The following is a 21,405-nucleotide window of genomic DNA, read 5'->3' as shown; positions in this document are numbered from 1 at the left end:
TGATATGAGGAAAAAACGCAGAATTCTGCTCGTCGACGGCTACAACCTCATCGGTGCCAATAAAGAACTGCATGCAGAATCGAAAGCGTCTCTTGAAATTGCGAGGGAGGAAGTCGTGACGGTGCTTGCCGAATACCAGATGGTCTCGAACTATGAAATCATCATCGTGTTTGATGCGTATGAAGTGAAGAGCATGGAAACGATCATGGAGAAACATGGCATCACCGTGATCTTTACAAAGGAAAAGGAAACGGCGGATGAGTTCATTGAACGTTTCGTGCATGACACATACCATCCTTTCCTTTGCGAGATCAGCGTGGTCACAAGCGACCTGACCGAACAGAATGCCATATTTGCACTCGGCGCCTACAGGATATCCTCACGGGAGATGTGGGTGCTGCTTGAGGATTCGGAAAAAAATATCAGTAAAGAAATTGATGCAATAAATGAAAAACTGCCAAGGCAGAAACTCGATATCAGTCCGGATGTCCTTTCAGAACTTGAAAAATGGAGAAGGGGCCTGAAATAGCAGCTTGAGGAATGATCCGCCTCCCCATATATTTATATATAAAAGGGGGGACGGTTTATGTATCTGATTGCCGAACACCGCTTCTGCATCAAAGAGACACTGGATGATGAAATGAACCGCTGTGCATACAGGGTCAGCAGGGGCGACACTGATGCATTCGACTGGATAGATGAGAATTTCAGGCCCGCCGTGTTCAGGAAGACCTTGAAATACCCTTTCACTGTGCATGATCGTGAAGATGCCCTGCAGGAGATGATGGAGCTTGCGCTGAGGCTGTGCCACAAGTATGACCCGGTGGCGGGGAACTACCGCCATTATGCTTCCAAAGTGATCACTTATGAATTGATGAAGCTCTTCTACAGGGAGATCGACCATCAGTCAGGTGAGATGCTGAAATCTGCGGAGGACATCACTTTTGAAGCGGGGGACTACAGGAACACTAGGCGGGATGACCCCCTCGACATCATCCTGGATGAGGAAAACAGGATGAACATACTCAACAACCGGAAAGTGTGTTCCCCGCTCGAAAGGAAGATCGTCTACTACTGCGATTACGGTTATGAGATTAAAGAGATCAGCGAAAAGCTCTGCGTGAGTGAAAGGGCGATCGTAAACGGGCTGCACAGAGTCAGGAGAAAACGCGGGAAATGACGGGCTGCCGGATTTAACAGTGATTGACATTATTTTTTAAAATCGGTATAGTGTATAAGAATTGAAATGGGATGTATCATATGAAAATAGCATTGGCGTGTACTGTATGTGGATCAAGAAATTATCAAATCATGTCCGATCATAAAGAACGTCTGACATTGAAAAAGTTTTGTAAAAAATGTAATCGGCATACGACTCATAAAAGTTCCATCTGAAGTAGGAGGATATGTTAAAGATGTCTAACAATAAGAATTTCTTTCAAAACGTCGTTAGCGAGATGAAGAAGGTCAGCTGGCCGACAGGACAGGAAACTGCGAGATTTACGGTAATTGTTACATTGACGGTTATATTTTTTCTGGCTTTTTTCTATGTTTTGGATTTAGGTATCACTGCAGTGATAGATTTTTTGTAATTTAAAGGAGCGATTGGATGTCTGGTGAAAAAAATTGGTATGCCGTACATACTTATTCGGGATATGAAAATAAAGTAAAAGCGAACCTGCTTGCCCGTCTTGAATCGATGAACATGCAGGATCAGATTTTCCGAGTGGTGATTCCGGAAGAGGAAGAGACCACGGTCAAAGACGGCAAGCGTAAAACAGCGATGAAGAAGACCTTTCCCGGGTATGTGCTTGTAGAACTGATAATGACAGACGAATCCTGGTATATTGTGAGGAATACACCGGGTGTGACGGGTTTTGTAGGCTCACAAGGTGCAGGAAGCAAACCGAATCCATTACTGCCCGAGGAAGTGAAGTTCATCCTGAAATCCATGGGCATGGCTGAGAAGACCATAGATTTCGAAGTTGAAGTCGGAGAAGTCGTCAATATTATAGACGGACCGTTCAAAAATCAGTCCGGTGAGATAAAATCCATTGATGAGGAACGTTATAAGCTGACAGTTCTCGTCGAAATGTTCGGGCGGGAAACACCGGTTGAAGTCGAATTCGACCAGATTGAAAAATTATAATAACGCGTCTTGTAATATGAACAGAATAATGGTAAAATATCATGGTCGGAATTTTCCGGCCATCTTTATTTTTAAAAGATGCGGGTGGGAGGATAAAATTTATAATATCCTATGACCACATCACGATAAACGAGGAGGTGCACATCGTGGCTAAAAAAGTTATCAACGTTGTGAAATTGCAGATTCCTGCAGGTAAGGCGAACCCGGCTCCACCGGTAGGTCCGGCACTGGGTCAGGCAGGTATCAACATCATGGGGTTCTGTAAAGAATTCAACGCACGTACACAGGAGCAGGCTGGACTCATCATTCCGGTTGAAATCTCTGTATTTGAGGACCGCTCATTCACTTTCATCACAAAAACTCCGCCGGCTGCAGTGCTTTTGAAACAAGCTGCAAGCGTGGACAAAGGTTCTGGTGAACCGAACAAGAACAAAGTGGCGAAAGTATCAGAAGCGCAAGTGCGTGAAATCGCTGAAACGAAAATGGAGGACCTGAATGCGGCTGACGTAGAAGCGGCAATCCGCATGGTCGAAGGTACAGCCAGAAGCATGGGCTTCGAAGTTCAAAAGTAAATTAAACGAGACTGTATAGAAATGTATTAATACAAACGTGGGAGGATTACCCGCTAAAACCACAAGGAGGAATTATAAATGGCTAAAAGAAGTAAAAAGTATCAGGCAGCACTTGAAAAATTCGATGCCGATTCTTCGTATTCAATCGAAGAAGCAGTCAAACTGGCTCAGGAAACAAGTACTGTAAATTTTGATGCTTCTGTTGAAGTCGCTTTCCGCCTGGGTATTGATACACGTAAAAACGACCAGCAGATCCGCGGTGCAATCGTATTGCCGCACGGTACTGGAAAGTCACAGCGTGTATTAGTATTCGCAAAAGGTGAAAAGCTCAAAGAAGCTCAAGAAGCAGGCGCAGATTACGCAGGAGACCAGGAGTTCGTTGAAAAGATCAACGGCGGCTGGTTTGACTTTGATGTAATCGTCGCTACACCTGACATGATGGGTGAAGTCGGTAAACTGGGCCGTGTACTCGGACCTAAAGGCTTAATGCCGAACCCTAAGACAGGCACAGTCACAATGGATGTCAAAAAAGCTGTTGAAGAAATCAAAGCAGGTAAAGTGGAATACCGTGCCGAGAAATCCGGTATCGTCCATGCCGCAATCGGTAAAGTATCTTTCGATACAGATAAGCTGGTTGAGAACTTCAACACACTCCATGATGCCCTTGCAAAAGCAAAACCTGCATCTGCCAAAGGCACTTACTTCAAGACTGTGGCAGTTTCATCCACGATGGGCCCTGGCATCAGAGTGGATAATAATGAAGCGAGAATCGTCTAATTTAAAATAATATTGACAAGTGCAGCTGCATGTTGTACAGTTGCACTTGTATTAAAATATTACCTGAGACAGCAGGAGTGGCGGATCACCGTCACTTAAAACGACATCCTGCCGAGGCAAATGAAAAAGACTTGAATTGACCAACATATATTCAAGCACTTTTTGCCGTGGGTAAAAGGTGCTTTTTTTATTGCACCAGCCTATACACACAAAAATTATGGAGGTGTAAAAATGTCAAAAGTGATGGAATCTAAACAGCAGCTTGTTGATCAGATCGCAACACAGCTGAAGGAATCTGTTTCTACAGTGGTCGTCGACTACCGTGGACTGACAGTTGCTGAAATGACCGAATTACGTAAGAACCTCAGAGAAGCAGGCGTCGAATTCAAAGTATACAAAAATACGATGACGCGCCGTGCAGCTGAAAAAGCTGAACTTACAGAGCTGAATGAATTCCTGACTGGACCAAACGCTGTTGCATTTTCCAATGAAGATGTAATCGCTCCTGCCAAAGTCCTTTATAACTTTGCAAAGGAACACGAAGCGCTTGAGATCAAAGCAGGTGTCATCGAAGGAACTTTCGCTCCGGCGGAAGATGTGAACGCAATCGCATCCCTCCCTTCAAAAGACGGACTTGTATCAATGCTGCTTTCCGTACTTCAGGCTCCGGTACGCAACTTCGCTTATGCAGTTAAAGCGATCGGTGAAGAAAAGGAAAACGAAGAAGCATAATCGCGTGAAAATAATATAAAAATCGGAGGAAATTATAATGGCTAATCATGAACAAATCATTGAGTCTATTAAAGAAATGTCAGTTTTGGAACTAAACGACCTGGTAAAAGCAATTGAAGAAGAATTCGGTGTAACTGCAGCGGCTCCAGTAGCAGCAGCAGGTGCAGGCGGCGGAGAAGCAGCTGCTGAAGAGCAGACTGAATTCGACGTTGAACTTACGGATGCCGGTTCATCCAAGATCAAAGTCATCAAAGTTGTGCGTGAAGCAACAGGCCTTGGCCTTAAAGATGCTAAAGCACTAGTCGATGAAGCGCCTAAAGTGGTTAAAGAAGCACTTTCCAAAGAAGATGCTGAAGAGCTTAAAGGCAAGCTTGAAGAAGTCGGCGCAGGCGTAGAACTTAAATAATTTTTGTGTGAAGAAAGTTTTTTGAATGAGGCTCATGATAAACATAATGTTTAGATGAGCCTCGTTTTTTTATTACATATCATGTTACCGGGGTGAGGCCATGTCACATTACTTTACAACCGATCAGAGTGCACATGATTACAGCGAAATCTCTTTCGACTTCAACGGTGAGGTGTACAGGTTCAAGACCGACCGCGGCGTATTTTCGAAGGAGCGTGTTGATTACGGCACAAAGACGCTTCTTGAAGGCGTCGTTGCGGACCGCCACGGGAATCCCTCTTCAATGATTGATATGGGTGCGGGCTACGGTCCGGTCGGTATCGTCCTCGGCAGAGTGTTGAAGCTCGAACCGGTGATGGTCGAAGTCAATGAAGATGCGATCGCACTGCTCCATGACAATGTTGAGAGGAACCATATCGACGCAAGGATTTTGAGCCGGGAAGAATACGACCGCTCGGATGTCCCGGCGGGGCTGTATGTCACGAACCCTCCGTTCAGGGCGGGGAAGGACACGGTGATGTCGATCATAGATGACGGTCATGAGCGGTTGGAGGAGGGCGGTGCGTTTTACATGGTCGTCCAGAAAAAGCAGGGCATGAAGTCTTATAAAAGTGCAATTGAACAAAAGTTCGGCAACGTCAGCACCGTCATGAAAGACAAAGGCTACTATGTATTGAAGGGCATCAAATGACGGCGGCTGCACGGCCGGAACCACAAAACGAAAAGAAAATCAATAACGAATTTGACTTGACAAAACTGTTGTGATATAGTTATAGAATGTAAAAATATAATACCAATAAGTATGCACTTTTTGTCTGCTTATTGAAATGGAGCGTATTAAATACTGTTTAATATAAATAGAAAATGGGGTTGATTTCGATTCCGTTTTCTTTTTGTCTTTAAACATAATAGTATGCTAATGTGTATGTTTTACGTAAATTTTATTAGGGGTGAATCTGTCGATGAGTCAAGTGATTCAATATGGAAGACATGCCAAACGCAGAAGCTATGCACGTATCGAGGAGAAATTGGATCTGCCTAACTTGATTGAGATTCAGACGAAGTCTTATGAATGGTTTTTAAAGACGGGTCTGATAGAAATGTTCAAGGACATTTCACCGGTGGAGGATTTCACTGGAAATATGTCATTGGAATTTGTGGATTACAAACTTGGTGAACCCAAGTACGATGAAGATGAGGCAAAGAACCACGATGCTACTTATTCTGCACCATTACGAGTGAAAGTTCGCCTGGTGATAAAAGAAACGGGTGAAGTGAAGGAACAGGAAGTATTCATGGGTGACTTCCCATTGATGACGGACACTGGAACTTTCATCATTAATGGAGCTGAACGTGTCATCGTATCCCAGCTCGTACGTAGCCCTTCCGTCTACTACTCTGAAAAATACGACAAGAATGGCAGACTGAGTTATGGTGCGACGGTAATACCGAACCGCGGTGCATGGCTTGAGTATGAAACCGATGCTAAGGATGTGGTGTACGTCAGGATCGACCGTACCCGCAAACTGCCGATCACGGTTTTGGTCAGAGCCCTAGGATTCTCAACAGACCAGGAGATCATCAACCTTCTGGGAGATAATGAATATATACGCAACACATTAGACAAAGATACTACAGAAACCGTGGATCAGGCACTGCTTGAAATCTACGAACGCCTGCGTCCGGGTGAACCACCGACGGTGGAAAATGCGAAGAACCTGCTGTACTCAAGGTTTTTCGATCCGAAGCGCTATGACCTGGCAAGCGTCGGCCGCTATAAGATGAATAAGAAGCTTCACCTGAAAAACCGTCTGTTCAACCAGGTGCTGGCTGAACCGATCGTTGACAAAGAGACGGGTGAAATCATCGCTGAAAAAGGTGCGACGATCGACCGCAGAACACTGGATTCCATCACCGAAGCGCTTGAAACGACAGCAAACCTGGAAACTTATGAGCTTGAACAGGGTATCCTGGATGAGCCGATCGAGGTCCAGTCGATCAATGTTGAAGCACCGAACTTTGAAGAAGGCACGACGACAGTCATCGGCAATGCCTTCCCGGATGTAGAAGTGAAATCCATCACTCCATCAGATATCATTTCTTCAATCAGTTATTTCTTCAACCTGCTGCATGGTGTCGGATACACAGATGATATAGACCACCTTGGAAACCGTCGTCTGCGTTCCGTGGGCGAACTGCTCCAAAACCAGTTCAGGATCGGGGTATCCCGTATGGAGCGTGTGATCCGTGAGCGTATGTCCATCCAGGACACCGAATCGATCACCCCGCAGCAGCTCATCAACATCCGTCCTGTGATTGCGTCCATCAAAGAGTTCTTTGGCAGCTCACAGCTCTCACAGTTCATGGACCAGACCAACCCGCTTGCGGAATTGACCCACAAGAGGCGTCTGTCTGCCCTCGGGCCCGGCGGTCTTACCCGTGAACGTGCAGGCATGGAAGTGCGTGACGTCCACTATTCACACTACGGACGCATGTGTCCGATTGAAACGCCGGAAGGCCCGAACATTGGTCTGATCAACTCATTATCAAGCTATGCGCGTGTAAATGAGTTCGGCTTCATCGAAACGCCTTACAGGAAAGTCGATCATGATACAGGCCGTGTGACGAGCCAGATCGATTATCTGACGGCTGATGAAGAAGACAGCTATGTCGTTGCACAGGCTAACTCCCCGCTCAACGAGGATGGCAGCTTCGAAAACGAAGAAGTCTTCTGTCGCTTCCGGGGCAACAACACCCAGATGCACAGGGACCGCATCGACTATATGGACGTATCGCCAAAGCAGGTCGTTTCTGCAGCTACGGCCTGTATCCCGTTCCTTGAGAATGACGACTCCAACCGTGCCCTGATGGGTGCGAACATGCAGCGTCAGGCAGTACCTCTTCTGATTCCGGAATCACCGCATATCGGTACGGGCATGGAGCACGTATCTGCGCGCGATTCAGGTGCAGCAGTGGTTGCCAAATATAAAGGCAGGGTGTCGCATGTGGAAGCGAAGGAAGTTCACGTATACCGTATTGAAGAGCAGAACGGAAAAGAAGTCGAGACTGAAAAGGACGTTTATAAACTGTCCAAGTTCATCCGCTCCAACTCCGGTACATGTTATAACCACAAACCGATCGTCTCAGTGGGTGATGTCGTCTCCAAAGGTGAAATACTCGCCGACGGCCCGTCCATGGACAACGGTGAAATGGCACTCGGCCGCAACCTGGTGGTCGGCTTCATGACATGGGACGGCTACAACTATGAGGATGCTGTAATCATGAGTGAGAGACTGGTCAAAGATGATGTCTACACTTCGATCCATATTGAAGAGTATGAATCCGAAGCCCGTGACACAAAACTTGGACCGGAAGAGATCACGCGTGATATACCGAACGTATCAGATAACGCCCTGAAGAAGCTGGATGACCGCGGTATCGTCTACATCGGTGCCGAAGTGACCGACGGTGATATCCTTGTCGGTAAAGTGACGCCTAAAGGTGTGACGGAACTGACTGCAGAAGAGCGTCTGCTCCATGCAATATTCGGTGAAAAAGCACGTGAAGTGCGTGACACTTCACTCCGTGTACCTCACGGTGCCGGCGGCATCGTGCTGGATGTCAAAGTGTTCAACCGCGAAGACGGCGATGAATTGTCGCCTGGTGTCAATCAGCTTGTGAGAGTCTACATCGTCCAGAAGAGGAAAATCAGTGTCGGGGACAAGATGTGCGGCCGTCACGGCAACAAAGGTGTCATCTCCCGCATACTGCCGGAAGAGGACATGCCTTACCTGCCGGATGGCACACCGATCGACCTGATGCTCAATCCGCTTGGTGTACCATCACGTATGAATATCGGACAGGTGCTTGAAATGCACCTTGGCATGGCATCCCGTGCCATGGGTCTCAAGATGGCTTCACCGGTATTCGATGGTGCGAATGAAGACGATGTCTGGAATACGATGGAAGAAGCCGGTCTCGCACGTGACGGAAAAACCGTCCTTTACGACGGACGTACAGGTGAACCATTCGAAAACAGGATTTCTGTTGGTGTCATGTACATGCTGAAACTTGCACACATGGTCGATGATAAGCTTCACGCGAGAAGCACAGGACCATATTCACTCGTGACACAGCAGCCACTCGGAGGTAAAGCCCAGTTCGGTGGACAGCGTTTTGGTGAGATGGAAGTCTGGGCACTTGAAGCATATGGTGCCGCATACACATTGCAGGAGATCCTGACCGTCAAATCAGATGACACCGTCGGCCGCGTCAAGACTTACGAAGCGATCGTCAAAGGTGAAAACGTACCGAAACCAGGTGTTCCCGAGTCATTCAGAGTATTGATGAAAGAGCTCCAGAGTCTGGGTCTGAACGTCAACATCATGGATAATCAGGATGAAGAAGTCGATATGCATGACACGGATGAAGAAGATGCTTCCAATCAGCTGAATGTCAGCGACAAGAAGCAGGTTGAGACTGAAAATGTCACTGAGTGATGTACTGAGCTTGATTAAACATTAGGGAGGAAAGCTCATTGATAGATGTCAATAGATTTCAATATATGAAAATCGGCCTTGCTTCACCGGAAAAGATCCGTTCGTGGTCATTCGGTGAGGTCAAGAAACCCGAAACAATTAACTATAGAACTTTAAAGCCGGAACGTGATGGATTGTTCTGCGAGAAGATCTTCGGTCCTACAAAGGATTGGGAGTGCAGCTGCGGAAAGTATAAACGTGTACGTTATAAAGGCATGGTCTGTGACCGTTGTGGTGTGGAAGTGACAAGAGCCAAAGTACGCCGTGAGAGAATGGGGCACATAGAACTTGCAGCCCCTGTCTCCCACATCTGGTATTTCAAAGGCATCCCCTCAAGGATGGGACTGCTTTTGGATATGTCTCCGCGTTCACTTGAGGAGATCATTTATTTCGCTTCTTATGCGGTAATCAAGCCTGGATCCACAGGGCTTGAGCCAAAACAGCTGTTATCCGAAAGAGAATACCGGGAGTATTATGACAAGCACGGCAACACCTTCACTGCGAAGATGGGTGCGGAAGCGATCAAAGATCTGCTTCGTGAAGTCAACCTGGAAGAAGAGCTGGCAAGTCTGAGGAAAGAGCTCGAATCCGCTACAGGGCAGAGATTGACGCGTGCAATCAAGCGCCTTGAAGTGGTTGAATCTTTCCGTAATTCCGGCAATGAGCCGGAGTGGATGATTCTGGATGTACTCCCGATCATCCCGCCGGAAATCCGTCCTATGGTGCAGCTGGACGGCGGACGCTTTGCGACAAGTGACCTGAACGACCTGTACCGCCGTGTAATCAACCGTAACAACCGTTTGAAGCGGCTTCTCGACCTGGGTGCGCCGGGAATCATCGTCCAGAACGAAAAGCGTATGCTGCAGGAAGCAGTGGATGCATTGATCGATAACGGCCGCCGCGGCCGTCCGGTGACAGGACCGGGCAACCGCCCATTGAAATCATTGTCACATATGTTGAAAGGTAAGCAGGGACGGTTCCGTCAAAACCTGCTCGGTAAGCGTGTCGACTACTCAGGCCGTTCGGTCATCGTCGTCGGACCGAACCTGAAAATGTACCAGTGTGGTCTGCCGAAGGAAATGGCCCTTGAACTCTTCAAACCATTCGTCATGAAGGAACTGGTTCAAAGAGAGATGGCGACCAACATCAAGAACGCCAAAGGCAAGATTGAACGTATGGAAAGCGAAGTCTGGGATGTGCTGGAAGATGTCATCAGTGAACACCCTGTACTTTTAAACCGTGCACCGACACTTCACCGTCTCGGTATCCAGGCATTTGAAGCAGTGCTTGTAGAGGGCAGGGCGATCCGCCTCCACCCGCTTGTAACGACTGCTTATAATGCTGACTTTGACGGTGACCAGATGGCGGTCCACGTACCATTATCGAAAGAGGCTCAGGCAGAAGCGAGAATGCTCATGCTTGCAGCACAGAACATCCTGAACCCTAAAGACGGCAAGCCGGTCGTGACACCGTCACAGGATATGGTCCTCGGAAACTATTATCTGACGCTTGAGCGTGAGAATGATAAACGCGAAGGACATATCTTCAAAGACGCAAACGAAGTCATCATGGCTTACACGAATGGGTACGTGGGGCTTCATACAAGGATTGGTGTCCATACCGACTCATTTGAACATGAGAAGGTTTCGGACGATCACCGTGGAGAAGTGATGCTGACGACGGTCGGCAAGATCATCTTCAATGAAATCATGCCGCCATCCTTCCCTTATATAAATGAACCGACAAGAACGAACCTTGAAGAAAAGACACCGGATAAGTATTTTGTAAGAGTCGGGGAACTCGGTGAAGGCGGACTGAAGGAATATTACAAAGACAGGCCATTGGCTGATCCTTTTGATAAGAAGTTCCTGGGTCAGATCATCGCTGAAATCTTCAATAAGTTCCATATTACGGAAACTTCCGTAATGCTGGACCTGATGAAGGATCTGGGCTTCAAATATTCTTCGAAAGCGGGCATCACCGTCGGTGTATCCGATATCGTCGTACTGCCTGATAAGCAGAAGATCATTGATGAGACAGATGAGAAAGTCGAAAAAGTCCAAAAGCAGTTCTCACGTGGTCTGATTACGGAAGAAGAACGCTACAACACAGTGATTGAGCTCTGGACCAGAGCCAAAGATATCATTCAGGATAAACTGATGGGCTCACTGGACCGTCTGAACCCGATATTCATGATGAGTGACTCGGGTGCACGTGGTAACGCATCAAACTTCACACAGCTTGCAGGTATGCGTGGACTGATGGCCAACCCGTCAGGACAGATCATCGAGCTTCCGATCACCTCAAGTTTCCGTGAGGGACTGACAGTACTCGAGTACTTCATTTCGACACACGGTGCGCGTAAAGGACTTGCGGATACGGCACTTAAGACTGCCGACTCAGGTTACCTGACACGCCGTCTCGTAGATGTGGCACAGGATGTAATCGTGCGTGAGAAAGACTGCGGTACTGATAAAGGACTGCTTGTATCTGCGCTGACTGAAGGATCTGAACTGATCGAACCGTTATTCGACCGTCTTGAAGGCCGTTACGCAAAAGAAACGGTCAGACATCCTGAAACCAAGGAAATCATCGTGAAAGCGAACGAGCTGATCACTCTTGAAACTGCTAAAGAGATTGTAGGCAGTGGCATTGAAGAAGTGTACATCCGTTCCGCCTTCACATGTAACGCCCGTCACGGTGTATGTGAACGCTGCTACGGTAAAAACCTGGCAACGGGTGAAAAAGTCGAAGTCGGCGAAGCGGTCGGCACCATCGCAGCCCAGTCCATCGGTGAGCCGGGTACACAGCTGACGATGCGTACATTCCATACAGGCGGTGTTGCAGGAAGCGACATCACCCAGGGTCTGCCACGTATCCAGGAGCTGTTTGAGGCACGTAACCCGAAAGGTCAGGCAGTGATCACTGAAATCAGCGGTGAAATAACCGATATTGAAATCGTCAAAGACCGCCAGCAGGAGATCAAGGTCAAAGGTGAACAGGAGACGAGGACGTATACCGCGATGGGCGCTGCACGTCTGAAAGTCGAAATCGGTGACACGGTCATTCCGGGTCAGCCGCTGACTGAAGGTTCAATCGAGCCTAAAGAACTCCTCACCGTGGCCGGCCTTAACCGCACGCAGGAATACCTTCTTAAAGAAGTTCAGAAAGTTTACCGTATGCAGGGTGTTGAAATCGATGATAAGCACGTCGAAGTGATGGTCAGACAGATGCTTCGCAAGGTGAGGATCATCGATGCAGGAGATACGGCACTGCTGCCTGGTGCTTTAGTGGACATCCATGCATTCACGGATGCAAACAAAGAGATCTTCAAGAAGAGGAAACGTCCGGCGACAGCGAAGCCTGTACTGCTCGGCATAACAAAAGCATCACTCGAGACCGAAAGCTTCCTGTCGGCTGCAAGCTTCCAGGAAACGACGAGAGTCCTTACGGATGCTGCAATCAAAGGCAAGCGTGATGACCTGCTCGGCCTCAAAGAGAACGTCATCATCGGCAAACTGATACCAGCAGGTACAGGAATGCCGAGATACCGTGATGTTGAAGTCGACATGGATCAGACGGCAGAAAGTGCCGAAGAAGTGCTTGTGGAAGAATAATTTGAAAATCGGCCGGCATCACAGGCCTTAATACAGATAAATCCCGGGGTGGCCGCTGCATTGCAGGCGGCCATTCCTTGATTATCCTGTAGCTAATCCTTGTACTTCATGTCTTAGCTTGTTAGTATGGACATCTCGGGCAATCGAGGGTAAAAATTCAAAGAAAAACTTGACAATGGTAATTCCCAGATGCTATTATTGTTAAGGTTACTCTATGATGGGTAATTTACCTCGTGAGAGACAATTTAGATGCGAAAATGTAAGAATCATTTCTTACAGATTTTTTATATTCTAAAAATGAACCACCTGGATGTGTGGTATTACAGAAACTTAGTAAAGGGAGGAGGAATATCCAAGATGCCAACTATTAATCAGCTAATCAGAAAGCCTCGTAAAACAAAAGGTAAAAGCACAGACTCACCAGCATTGAACAGAGGTTTCAACAGTCTTAAAAAGCGCGTCACTAAAGATGCTGCGCCTCAAAAACGTGGTGTTTGTACACGTGTAGGTACAATGACTCCAAAGAAACCGAACTCTGCACTTCGTAAATATGCTCGTGTGAGACTTTCAAATAATATAGAGGTCAACGCATATATCCCTGGTATCGGCCACAACCTGCAGGAACACAGTGTTGTTCTTATCCGCGGAGGCCGTGTAAAAGACTTACCGGGTGTCCGTTATCATGTCGTTCGTGGTGCACTTGATACTTCAGGTGTTGACGGCCGTATGCAGGGTCGTTCACTTTACGGTGCGAAGAAGCCTAAAGCCAAGAGCTAATAAGGTTCAGATGTTAACGTTACGTTAAAAGCATTAAACTTTGAAAGAATAAGTGATAATATTTGAAGGGAGGATTACAATATGCCTCGTAAAGGTCCAGTTGCAAAAAGAGATGTGTTGCCAGATCCGATACACAACTCAAAACTGATTACAAAATTGATCAACAAAATGATGATTGACGGTAAACGTGGTACTTCACAAAGTATCCTGTACAGTGCATTCGATTTAGTGGAGGAGCGCTCAGGCAGGGACGCTATGGAAGTTTTCGATGAAGCAATCGAAAACATCATGCCGGTACTTGAAGTTAAAGCTCGCCGTGTCGGTGGTTCAAACTACCAGGTGCCTGTGGAAGTGCGCCCTGAACGTCGTACTACGCTGAGTCTGCGTTGGCTCGTGAACTACGCTCGTCTGCGTGGGGAAAAGACAATGGTAGAAAGACTCGCAAATGAAATTCTTGACGCTGCAAACAACACTGGTGGTGCTGTCAAGAGACGTGAAGAAGTACACAAAATGGCAGAAGCTAACAGAGCGTTCGCTCACTACCGCTGGTAGGTGCGGGTGTCTGACAGTTATAAACCGCAATCCATTTTTGGAAGGAGAAAAGAATACTCATGGCAAGACCATTCTCATTAGAAAGAACGCGTAACATCGGTATCATGGCTCACATCGATGCCGGTAAGACTACGACGACTGAACGTATTCTTTATTACACAGGACGTATCCACAAGCTTGGTGAAACGCATGAAGGTGCTTCACAGATGGACTGGATGGAGCAGGAGCAGGAACGTGGTATTACAATCACATCTGCAGCGACGACAGCCGAGTGGGACGGACACCGTGTAAACATCATCGATACGCCTGGACACGTAGACTTCACTGTCGAAGTTGAACGTTCACTTCGTGTACTGGACGGAGCTGTGACAGTGCTTGATGCTCAATCAGGTGTTGAACCGCAGACGGAAACAGTATGGAGACAGGCAACAACTTACGGCGTTCCTCGTATCGTATTCATTAACAAGATGGATAAAATCGGTGCTGACTTTGAATATTCAGTCGGTACCATCAGAGACCGCCTGCAGGCAAATGCCCATCCTATCCAGTTCCCTATCGGAGCGGAGGATAACTTCAACGGAATCATCGACTTGATTCACATGACAGCTTACAGCTACGGTAATGACCTGGGGACAGAGATTGAAGAAATCGAAATCCCTGAAGAGTACAAAGCAAAAGCTGAAGAGTTGAGAGAATCCCTCATTGAAGGTCTGGCAGATGTCAACGAAGATATCATGGAGAAATACCTTGGCGGCGAAGAAATCAGCACCGATGAGCTTAAAGCTGCGATCCGTCAAGCGACGTGTGATGTTGAATTCTACCCTGTACTTTGCGGTACAGCATTCAAAAACAAAGGTGTCCAGTTACTTCTTAACGCGGTAATCGATTATCTTCCATCCCCATTGGATGTAAAACCGATCGTCGGTCATGTTAAAGATGATGAAGAACAGGAGATTGTTGCAAAACCTGACGATTCCGAGCCGTTTGCAGCACTTGCATTCAAAGTGATGACAGATCCGTTCGTCGGTAAGCTGACATTCTTCCGCGTGTACTCAGGTACGCTGGATTCTGGTTCTTATATCAGAAACACGACTAAAGACAAGCGTGAACGTGTTGGACGTATCCTTCAGATGCACGCAAACTCCCGTCAGGAGATCTCAACGGTTTACGCCGGAGACATCGCTGCTGCGGTAGGTCTTAAAGATACAGGTACCGGTGATACTCTTACAGACGAGAAGAACCAGGTGATCCTGGAGGCTATGGAATTCCCAGAGCCGGTCATCCACTTATCCGTTGAGCCTAAATCCAAGGCGGACCAGGATAAGATGACTACAGCGCTTGTGAAACTTCAGGAAGAAGACCCTACCTTCACTGCACGTACTGACAATGAGACCGGCCAGGTCATCATCGGCGGTATGGGTGAGCTTCACCTTGATGTACTTGTCGACCGTATGAAGCGTGAATTCAAGGTAGAGTGTAACGTTGGTGCGCCAATGGTTTCTTACCGTGAGACATTCAAATCTTCAGCATCCGTACAAGGTAAATTTGCACGTCAGTCAGGTGGACGCGGTCAGTTCGGTGATGTTCATATTGAATTCACACCTAATGAGCAGGGCGCAGGATTCGAATTCGAAGACAATATCGTCGGTGGTGCTGTACCACGTGAATTCATCCCATCTGTTGAGCAGGGCCTCAGGGATTCCCTCGAAAACGGTGTTCTTGCCGGTTACCCGCTCGTTGATGTCAAAGCAAGATTGTTTGATGGTTCATACCACGATGTCGACTCATCCGAGATGGCATTTAAAATTGCTGCATCACTTGCTTTGAAAGAAGCTGCAAAAGTTTGTGACCCTGTCATCCTCGAGCCTGTCATGAAGGTTGAAATCGTCATGCCTGAAGAGTACCTTGGTGACATCATGGGTGACGTAACAAGCCGTCGTGGACGTGTGGAAGGTATGGATGCCCGTGGTAATGCACAGGTCGTCAATGCTTTCGTCCCACTTTCTGAAATGTTCGGTTACGCAACATCACTCCGTTCAAACACTCAGGGACGCGGAACTTACACGATGACTTTCGATCACTATGAAGAAGTGCCTAAATCAATCGCTGAAGAAATCATCAAGAAAAACACAGGTGCATAATTAGGTGGCTTGATTTTTACAGCCAAATCATTTATAAGTGGTTTAGGAAACACCTTGGGGGAGTGATTCACTCTTCCCAAGTAAACTATAAAACAAATTAATTTCTTTAAATAAGGAGATGTATTTTAAAATGGCTAAAGAAAAATTCGACCGTTCCAAAACGCATGCTAACATTGGTACAATTGGTCACGTTGACCATGGTAAAACAACATTGACAGCTGCTATCGCAACTGTACTTGCTAAACATGGTGACACTACAGCGCAAAGCTACGACATGATCGACAACGCACCAGAAGAAAAAGAGCGTGGTATCACAATCAACACGTCTCACATCGAGTACGAAACAGATTCCCGTCACTATGCACACGTTGACTGCCCAGGTCACGCTGACTATGTTAAAAACATGATCACTGGTGCTGCACAAATGGACGGCGCTATCCTTGTTGTATCTGCAGCAGACGGCCCGATGCCACAAACTCGTGAGCACATCCTGCTTTCACGTAACGTTGGTGTACCGGCACTTGTTGTATTCCTTAACAAAGTCGACCAAGTTGACGATGAAGAGCTTCTTGAGCTTGTAGAAATGGAAGTTCGTGAACTTCTTTCTGAATATGACTTCCCTGGTGATGACATTCCAGTTATTGCTGGTTCTGCACTTAAAGCACTTGAAGGCGACGAAGAGATGGAGCAAAGAATCCTTGACCTCATGGACGCTGTGGATAACTACATCCCAACTCCTGAGCGTGACTCTGACAAGCCATTCATGATGCCGGTTGAGGACGTATTCTCAATCACTGGCCGTGGTACTGTTGCAACTGGTCGTGTGGACCGTGGACAGATCAAAGTCGGTGACGAAGTTGAAATCATCGGTCTTGCTGAAGAATCAAGCAAAACTACAATCACTGGTGTTGAAATGTTCCGTAAGCTTCTTGACTATGCAGAAGCAGGCGACAACATCGGCGCACTTCTCCGTGGTGTAGCGCGGGAAGACATCCAGCGTGGACAAGTACTTGCAGCACCTGGATCAATCACGCCACACACTCAGTTCAAAGCTGAAGTATATGTTCTTTCAAAAGAAGAGGGTGGACGTCACACTCCATTCTTCAACAACTACCGCCCGCAGTTCTACTTCCGTACAACTGACGTAACTGGTGTTGTAAGCCTTCCTGAAGGAACTGAAATGGTTATGCCTGGCGACAACGTTGAAATGAACGTTGAACTCATTTCACCAATCGCTATCGAAGACGGTACACGTTTCTCCATCCGTGAAGGTGGACGTACTGTTGGATCAGGCGTTGTAACTGAAATTGTTAAATAATTTCAGACCTTATAAACAGAAAGCGCAAAATCTCAATCGAGATTTTGCGCTTTTTTTGTTTTGATGAAATATTTTGGAAAATGCCTGCTCACTCACAGTGATTTTCAGGTCTGAGTAAGCAGAATCCTGTCATGCCTGCTCATTCACAGTGATTTTCAGAGCTGAGTAAGCAGAATCCTGTCATACCTGCTCATTCATAATGATTTCCGAGCCTGAGTAAGCAGGATCTTGTCGTGTCTGCTCACTCACAGTGATTTTCAAGACTGAGTAAGCAGCCCAGACCCTATATCTCCCTGAAATTCGTGATCAGGCGCAAATAGCTTTCCACGCCTGCCTGCATGCCTGCTTCGTCGATGTCGAACTTCGGGTGGTGGTGCGGGTAATCGGTTCCGAGCTCTTTATTCATCGTGCCGATGTTGAAAAATGCGCCGGGCACTTTTTCAAGGTAATAGGCGAAGTCTTCGCCGCCCATTGAGAGTTCGACTTCCTCGACTGATGTAATGAACTCTGTTTTGCCTTGGGTTGCTTCAAGCAGCGTGTCGACCAGCTCATCCGAGTTCAGGACGGCGGGATAGCCTTTGACGTATTCGAGCTCGCATTCCAGCGCAAAGCTCTCTTCGATGCCTCTCCGGATGCCTTCCATCCGGGTGATCACTTTGTCCTGGACTTCTTTTTCAAATGTCCGCACGGTGCCGCTGATATCTGCATTGTTCGGTATGATGTTGAAGGCGCTGCCGGCATTGAACATGGCTGCTGTGACGACTGCGGATTTCAGGGGATCGACCGTCCGGGAGACGATCGTCTGCAGCTGCTGGATCAGTGAAGCTGCTGCGACCACAGGGTCATTTGCCACATGGGGTTCTGCACCGTGCCCGCCGCGGCCCTTCACTTTAAAGTGGAAGGAATCTGCTGCCGCATGCTTGTATCCGTAGTTGTAGCCGAGCATGCCTGTCGGGTACTTGCTGGAGACGTGTATGCCGTATACATAATCCACACCGTTGAGGACACCCGCTTCCACCATGCTTTTCGCTCCGCCTGGCAGCTGTTCTTCAGCATGCTGGAAAATAAAGACCACGTTCACAGGTAAAGTGTCCTTATGGGCACACAGGATTTTTGCGGTGGTGATCAGCATTGCAGTGTGTGCATCATGGCCGCAGGCGTGCATGACGCCGTCGATTTCGGATTTGTATGCCACATCACTCTCTTCTGTGATCGGCAATGCATCAAAATCGGCACGCAGGGCCACGGTCTTGAAATCATCATTCACATGCAGTTCCGCACGCAGGCCGTTGCCGCCGACATCACGCTCGATTTCAAGCGGCAGGTCTTTGATCTGATCGTATATAAAAGCTTTCGTATTCGTTTCCTGGAAGGACAGCTCCGGATATTTGTGCATATGCCTGCGCACAGCCTGCATTTCTTCATATCTGGATTCTATCTCTTTTCTTATGTCCATCATTTTACGGCCTCCCCGTCAAAGTATATGCATACTGCACGCAGCATGACCGACAGCGCATTGACCAGCCCTTTTTCATCAATGTCGAACATGCCGTGATGGTGCGGGTAATCTGCCCTGAAATTTGAATTCCTGACACCAGTGAAATAGAAGGTGCCGGGCACTCTCTGCAGATAATAGGAAAAGTCCTCGCCGCCGAGGCTCGGCTGGAGTTCCTTCACTTGATCGACTGTGGAGACTTCTGCGGATGCCTGTATGACGATATCCGTCTTTTCATGATTATTGACGACCGGCGGATAGCCTTTCATGTAGTCGAGCTCATAGGATACGCCGGTCATCGTCACAAGGCCTTCCAGGCATTTCTTCAGTTCCCTGATCATGACTTCCTGGGTTTCATGGTTGAATGTCCTGATCGTGCCGCCGACTTCGACTTCGTCAGGGATGACGTTATGCTGGTGGCCGCCGTTGAACATCGTGATGGAAAGGACGACCGGTTCCATCGGCGATGATTTCCTGGTGACGGCATACTGCATCTGATGGCAGAAGGAGAGTGCTGCGGCAAGCGGATCGATGGCGCCGTCCGGTTTCGATGCATGGCCGCCCTTGCCTTTGATTTTCACTGTGAAGTCATCCGGTATGCCGGTGGCTGTGCCTTTTATATAACCGATGGTGCCGATGTCGAGGCTTGTTGAGACATGCTGGCCGAAAATCGCATCGACGCCGTCGAGGCAGCCGTCTGCAATCATCTGTATGGCGCCCCCGGGATCGACTTCCTCGGCATGCTGGAAAATGAATACGACATTGCCTTTCAACGAGTCTTTATTTTCGCTTAATATGCGGGCGGCTGTCATGATCACAGATGTATGGGCATCATGTCCACATGCATGCATCACTCCAGGGACTGTAGAGCGGTATGGCACGTCCTTTTGGTCATGGATGGGCAGGGCATCGAAATCTGCACGAAGTGCCACTGTGGGCAGATTAGGATCGATTATGAGCCTGCCGACGACACCACGTCCGCCGACGCCTTCCTGGACTTCGAGGCCGAGGTCATGAAGGTAGCTTGCGATATATGCCGGCGTATGGACTTCTTTGAATGACAGCTCAGGATTCATATGGAAATGGCGTCGGAGTTTTACGAGTTCATTGAAGTGGTCATCGGAAATCTTCTCTATCTGTTTCAGTTCCATTCAATCACCTGCTCGATCTCCAGAATTTTCATGAACATCGACAGACCGCTGACCATGGCGTCTTCATCAAGGTCGAACATCGGATGATGATGGAGGTATGTCGAGTTTTTATCTTGATTGCCGGAACCTGTAAGGAAGAAGGCGCCCGGCTTCTCAAGGATATAATAGCTGAAATCTTCACCGATCATGAGCGGCTTGGCTGTTTCAAACGGCAGCCCGAGTTCGAGTGCAGCTTTTTCAATCACTTCAGCTTCCCTTTCATGGTTGATGACGGCAGGGTAGCCGTAGTTGTAGAGCAGCTCGCCTTCGGCACCGCGTTTTTTTGCCGTATATTCAACTTCCTTCTGGAATATTTCATGGATCTGATCTTTGATCTCAGGTTTGAATGTACGGACCGTGCCGACGATTTCAGCAGTGTCCGGGATGATGTTGAATGCCGTCCCGGCACGCACTTTACCGAAAGTCACAACGGCGTTTTCGATCGGGGATATCTGCCGTGAGACGACGCTTTGAAGGTTTGTGATCACTTCGGCGGCGATCAGCACCGGGTCGACGGAATCATGCGGCTGTGCAGCATGTCCGCCCTTGCCCTTGATTGTGATGACGAAATAGTCCGGGCTTGAGATCATCGGGCCGGGCTTCACCTTCACCGTATGGGTCGGGTGCTGGCTCCAATAGTGCTGGCCATAGACTTTGTCCACGCCTTCCAGGACATCGTCTGCGACCATGGAAACTGCACCGCCGGGCTGTATTTCTTCGGCGAATTGAAAGATGAATGAGACGGCGCCCTTCAATTTGCCCGCCTTCTCCTGCGCGGCCGCAAGGTCGAGCAGCGCAAACAATGTACTCGTATGTCCGTCATGCCCGCAGGCATGCATGAGGCCGTCAACAGTCGATTTATATGGCACATCCTTTTCATCCTGGATCGGCAGGGCATCAAAGTCAGCACGTATGGCGATATGCGGGCTGCCTGTGCCGAGTGTTGCGCGGATGCCGCCGCCCCCGACTTTCTCCCTGATCTTAAGCGTGTCATACGCCTGCAGATATTCAAGGATATATTGATAAGTCTCCTCTTCATGGAATGACTCTTCCGGATGCATGTGGAGATACCTTCTGTGTTCGATCATTTGGGGAAGGGTGGACTCCGCCAGATCGTGTATCGTCATATTCTAACCTCCAT

At 47.9% G+C, this 21,405-nt stretch carries 19 protein-coding genes and 1 other annotated feature; of the genes, 16 read left to right on the top strand and 3 right to left on the bottom strand.

The genetic code is table 11. The features are described 5' to 3' along the window. Positions 1–4 precede the first annotated feature (4 nt). The 16 genes from LPW40_RS09615 (at position 5) to tuf (ending at position 17,579) form a co-directional block, all read left to right on the top strand. A complete protein-coding gene (locus LPW40_RS09615; RefSeq protein WP_230822040.1) occupies positions 5–529 on the top strand; it encodes an NYN domain-containing protein in 525 nt (174 codons plus the stop codon). A gap of 57 nt (positions 530–586) precedes the next feature. Then, positions 587–1,180 carry an RNA polymerase sigma factor gene (locus LPW40_RS09610; protein WP_230822039.1) on the top strand — a complete coding sequence of 198 codons (594 nt, stop codon included), beginning with the start codon at positions 587–589 and terminating at the stop codon, positions 1,178–1,180. Between the two features lie 80 nt (positions 1,181–1,260). Next, positions 1,261–1,395: a 50S ribosomal protein L33 gene (rpmG, locus tag LPW40_RS09605; RefSeq protein WP_269063307.1), complete on the top strand. Its 135-nt coding sequence runs from the start codon at positions 1,261–1,263 to the stop codon at positions 1,393–1,395. 20 nt (positions 1,396–1,415) lie between these two features. Continuing rightward, positions 1,416–1,592, top strand: coding sequence for a preprotein translocase subunit SecE (secE, locus tag LPW40_RS09600; RefSeq protein ID WP_097041408.1), 177 nt, complete (start codon positions 1,416–1,418; stop codon positions 1,590–1,592). Between the two features lie 17 nt (positions 1,593–1,609). Then, complete coding sequence (gene nusG / locus LPW40_RS09595; RefSeq protein WP_097041406.1) at positions 1,610–2,149, top strand: transcription termination/antitermination protein NusG; 540 nt, start codon at positions 1,610–1,612, stop codon at positions 2,147–2,149. Between the two features lie 146 nt (positions 2,150–2,295). Continuing rightward, complete coding sequence (rplK, locus tag LPW40_RS09590) at positions 2,296–2,721, top strand: 50S ribosomal protein L11 (protein ID WP_097041404.1); 426 nt, start codon at positions 2,296–2,298, stop codon at positions 2,719–2,721. 78 nt (positions 2,722–2,799) lie between these two features. Beyond that, on the top strand, positions 2,800–3,498 hold the full coding sequence (rplA, locus tag LPW40_RS09585) for a 50S ribosomal protein L1 (RefSeq protein WP_230822037.1): 699 nt from the start codon (positions 2,800–2,802) through the stop codon (positions 3,496–3,498). Positions 3,499–3,542: 44 nt separating this feature from the next. Beyond that, positions 3,543–3,695, top strand: a sequence feature (ribosomal protein L10 leader region). Between the two features lie 34 nt (positions 3,696–3,729). Continuing rightward, positions 3,730–4,230: a 50S ribosomal protein L10 gene (gene rplJ / locus LPW40_RS09580; protein WP_230822036.1), complete on the top strand. Its 501-nt coding sequence runs from the start codon at positions 3,730–3,732 to the stop codon at positions 4,228–4,230. Positions 4,231–4,267: 37 nt separating this feature from the next. Further along, positions 4,268–4,636, top strand: a complete 369-nt coding sequence (rplL, locus tag LPW40_RS09575; RefSeq protein WP_097041399.1) for a 50S ribosomal protein L7/L12 — start codon at positions 4,268–4,270, stop codon at positions 4,634–4,636. A gap of 100 nt (positions 4,637–4,736) precedes the next feature. Further along, positions 4,737–5,327 carry a class I SAM-dependent methyltransferase gene (locus LPW40_RS09570; protein ID WP_230822035.1) on the top strand — a complete coding sequence of 197 codons (591 nt, stop codon included), beginning with the start codon at positions 4,737–4,739 and terminating at the stop codon, positions 5,325–5,327. Positions 5,328–5,598: 271 nt separating this feature from the next. After that, positions 5,599–9,135: a DNA-directed RNA polymerase subunit beta gene (gene rpoB, locus LPW40_RS09565; RefSeq protein ID WP_230822034.1), complete on the top strand. Its 3,537-nt coding sequence runs from the start codon at positions 5,599–5,601 to the stop codon at positions 9,133–9,135. 38 nt (positions 9,136–9,173) lie between these two features. Further along, positions 9,174–12,791 carry a DNA-directed RNA polymerase subunit beta' gene (gene rpoC / locus LPW40_RS09560; RefSeq protein ID WP_230822033.1) on the top strand — a complete coding sequence of 1,206 codons (3,618 nt, stop codon included), beginning with the start codon at positions 9,174–9,176 and terminating at the stop codon, positions 12,789–12,791. 357 nt (positions 12,792–13,148) lie between these two features. Then, positions 13,149–13,568 (top strand): 30S ribosomal protein S12, encoded by a 420-nt coding sequence (gene rpsL / locus LPW40_RS09555; protein WP_230822032.1) that lies wholly within the window; start codon positions 13,149–13,151, stop codon positions 13,566–13,568. 81 nt (positions 13,569–13,649) lie between these two features. Continuing rightward, positions 13,650–14,120 carry a 30S ribosomal protein S7 gene (rpsG, locus tag LPW40_RS09550; protein ID WP_230822031.1) on the top strand — a complete coding sequence of 157 codons (471 nt, stop codon included), beginning with the start codon at positions 13,650–13,652 and terminating at the stop codon, positions 14,118–14,120. A gap of 59 nt (positions 14,121–14,179) precedes the next feature. Continuing rightward, positions 14,180–16,261, top strand: a complete 2,082-nt coding sequence (fusA, locus tag LPW40_RS09545; RefSeq protein ID WP_230822030.1) for an elongation factor G — start codon at positions 14,180–14,182, stop codon at positions 16,259–16,261. 130 nt (positions 16,262–16,391) lie between these two features. After that, positions 16,392–17,579: an elongation factor Tu gene (gene tuf / locus LPW40_RS09540; protein WP_230822029.1), complete on the top strand. Its 1,188-nt coding sequence runs from the start codon at positions 16,392–16,394 to the stop codon at positions 17,577–17,579. A gap of 283 nt (positions 17,580–17,862) precedes the next feature. Here the strand turns inward: tuf and LPW40_RS09535 are convergent, their stop codons facing one another. The 3 genes from LPW40_RS09535 to LPW40_RS09525 are packed head-to-tail and all read right to left on the bottom strand — an operon-like array spanning position 17,863 to position 21,391. Continuing rightward, a complete protein-coding gene (locus LPW40_RS09535) occupies positions 17,863–19,038 on the bottom strand; it encodes a M20 metallopeptidase family protein (RefSeq protein ID WP_230822028.1) in 1,176 nt (391 codons plus the stop codon). Next, positions 19,035–20,225, bottom strand: coding sequence for a M20 metallopeptidase family protein (locus LPW40_RS09530; RefSeq protein WP_230822027.1), 1,191 nt, complete (start codon positions 20,223–20,225; stop codon positions 19,035–19,037). The genes LPW40_RS09535 and LPW40_RS09530 overlap by 4 nt, the downstream gene beginning before the upstream one ends. Next, the gene (locus LPW40_RS09525; protein ID WP_230822026.1) at positions 20,216–21,391 is read right to left on the bottom strand and encodes an amidohydrolase; all 1,176 of its coding nucleotides are present in this window, start codon (positions 21,389–21,391) and stop codon (positions 20,216–20,218) included. The genes LPW40_RS09530 and LPW40_RS09525 overlap by 10 nt, the downstream gene beginning before the upstream one ends. Positions 21,392–21,405 lie beyond the last annotated feature (14 nt).

The organism is Salinicoccus halitifaciens (assembly GCF_021026095.1).
Classification (GTDB): domain Bacteria; phylum Bacillota; class Bacilli; order Staphylococcales; family Salinicoccaceae; genus Lacicoccus; species Lacicoccus halitifaciens.
This window is presented reverse-complemented; position numbering and strand designations above follow the sequence as displayed.

Bases quoted from the DNA above. Each gene is read 5' to 3' on its own strand.
- LPW40_RS09615 (WP_230822040.1), top strand. From the start codon at position 5: ATGAGGAAAAAACGCAGAATTCTGCTCGTCGACGGCTACAACCTCATC.
- LPW40_RS09610 (WP_230822039.1), top strand. From the start codon at position 587: ATGTATCTGATTGCCGAACACCGCTTCTGCATCAAAGAGACACTGGAT.
- rpmG (WP_269063307.1), top strand. From the start codon at position 1,261: ATGAAAATAGCATTGGCGTGTACTGTATGTGGATCAAGAAATTATCAA.
- secE (WP_097041408.1), top strand. From the start codon at position 1,416: ATGTCTAACAATAAGAATTTCTTTCAAAACGTCGTTAGCGAGATGAAG.
- nusG (WP_097041406.1), top strand. From the start codon at position 1,610: ATGTCTGGTGAAAAAAATTGGTATGCCGTACATACTTATTCGGGATAT.
- rplA (WP_230822037.1), top strand. From the start codon at position 2,800: ATGGCTAAAAGAAGTAAAAAGTATCAGGCAGCACTTGAAAAATTCGAT.
- rplJ (WP_230822036.1), top strand. From the start codon at position 3,730: ATGTCAAAAGTGATGGAATCTAAACAGCAGCTTGTTGATCAGATCGCA.
- rplL (WP_097041399.1), top strand. From the start codon at position 4,268: ATGGCTAATCATGAACAAATCATTGAGTCTATTAAAGAAATGTCAGTT.
- LPW40_RS09570 (WP_230822035.1), top strand. From the start codon at position 4,737: ATGTCACATTACTTTACAACCGATCAGAGTGCACATGATTACAGCGAA.
- rpoB (WP_230822034.1), top strand. From the start codon at position 5,599: ATGAGTCAAGTGATTCAATATGGAAGACATGCCAAACGCAGAAGCTAT.
- rpsL (WP_230822032.1), top strand. From the start codon at position 13,149: ATGCCAACTATTAATCAGCTAATCAGAAAGCCTCGTAAAACAAAAGGT.
- rpsG (WP_230822031.1), top strand. From the start codon at position 13,650: ATGCCTCGTAAAGGTCCAGTTGCAAAAAGAGATGTGTTGCCAGATCCG.
- fusA (WP_230822030.1), top strand. From the start codon at position 14,180: ATGGCAAGACCATTCTCATTAGAAAGAACGCGTAACATCGGTATCATG.
- tuf (WP_230822029.1), top strand. From the start codon at position 16,392: ATGGCTAAAGAAAAATTCGACCGTTCCAAAACGCATGCTAACATTGGT.
- LPW40_RS09535 (WP_230822028.1), bottom strand. From the start codon at position 19,038: ATGATGGACATAAGAAAAGAGATAGAATCCAGATATGAAGAAATGCAG.
- LPW40_RS09530 (WP_230822027.1), bottom strand. From the start codon at position 20,225: ATGGAACTGAAACAGATAGAGAAGATTTCCGATGACCACTTCAATGAA.
- LPW40_RS09525 (WP_230822026.1), bottom strand. From the start codon at position 21,391: ATGACGATACACGATCTGGCGGAGTCCACCCTTCCCCAAATGATCGAA.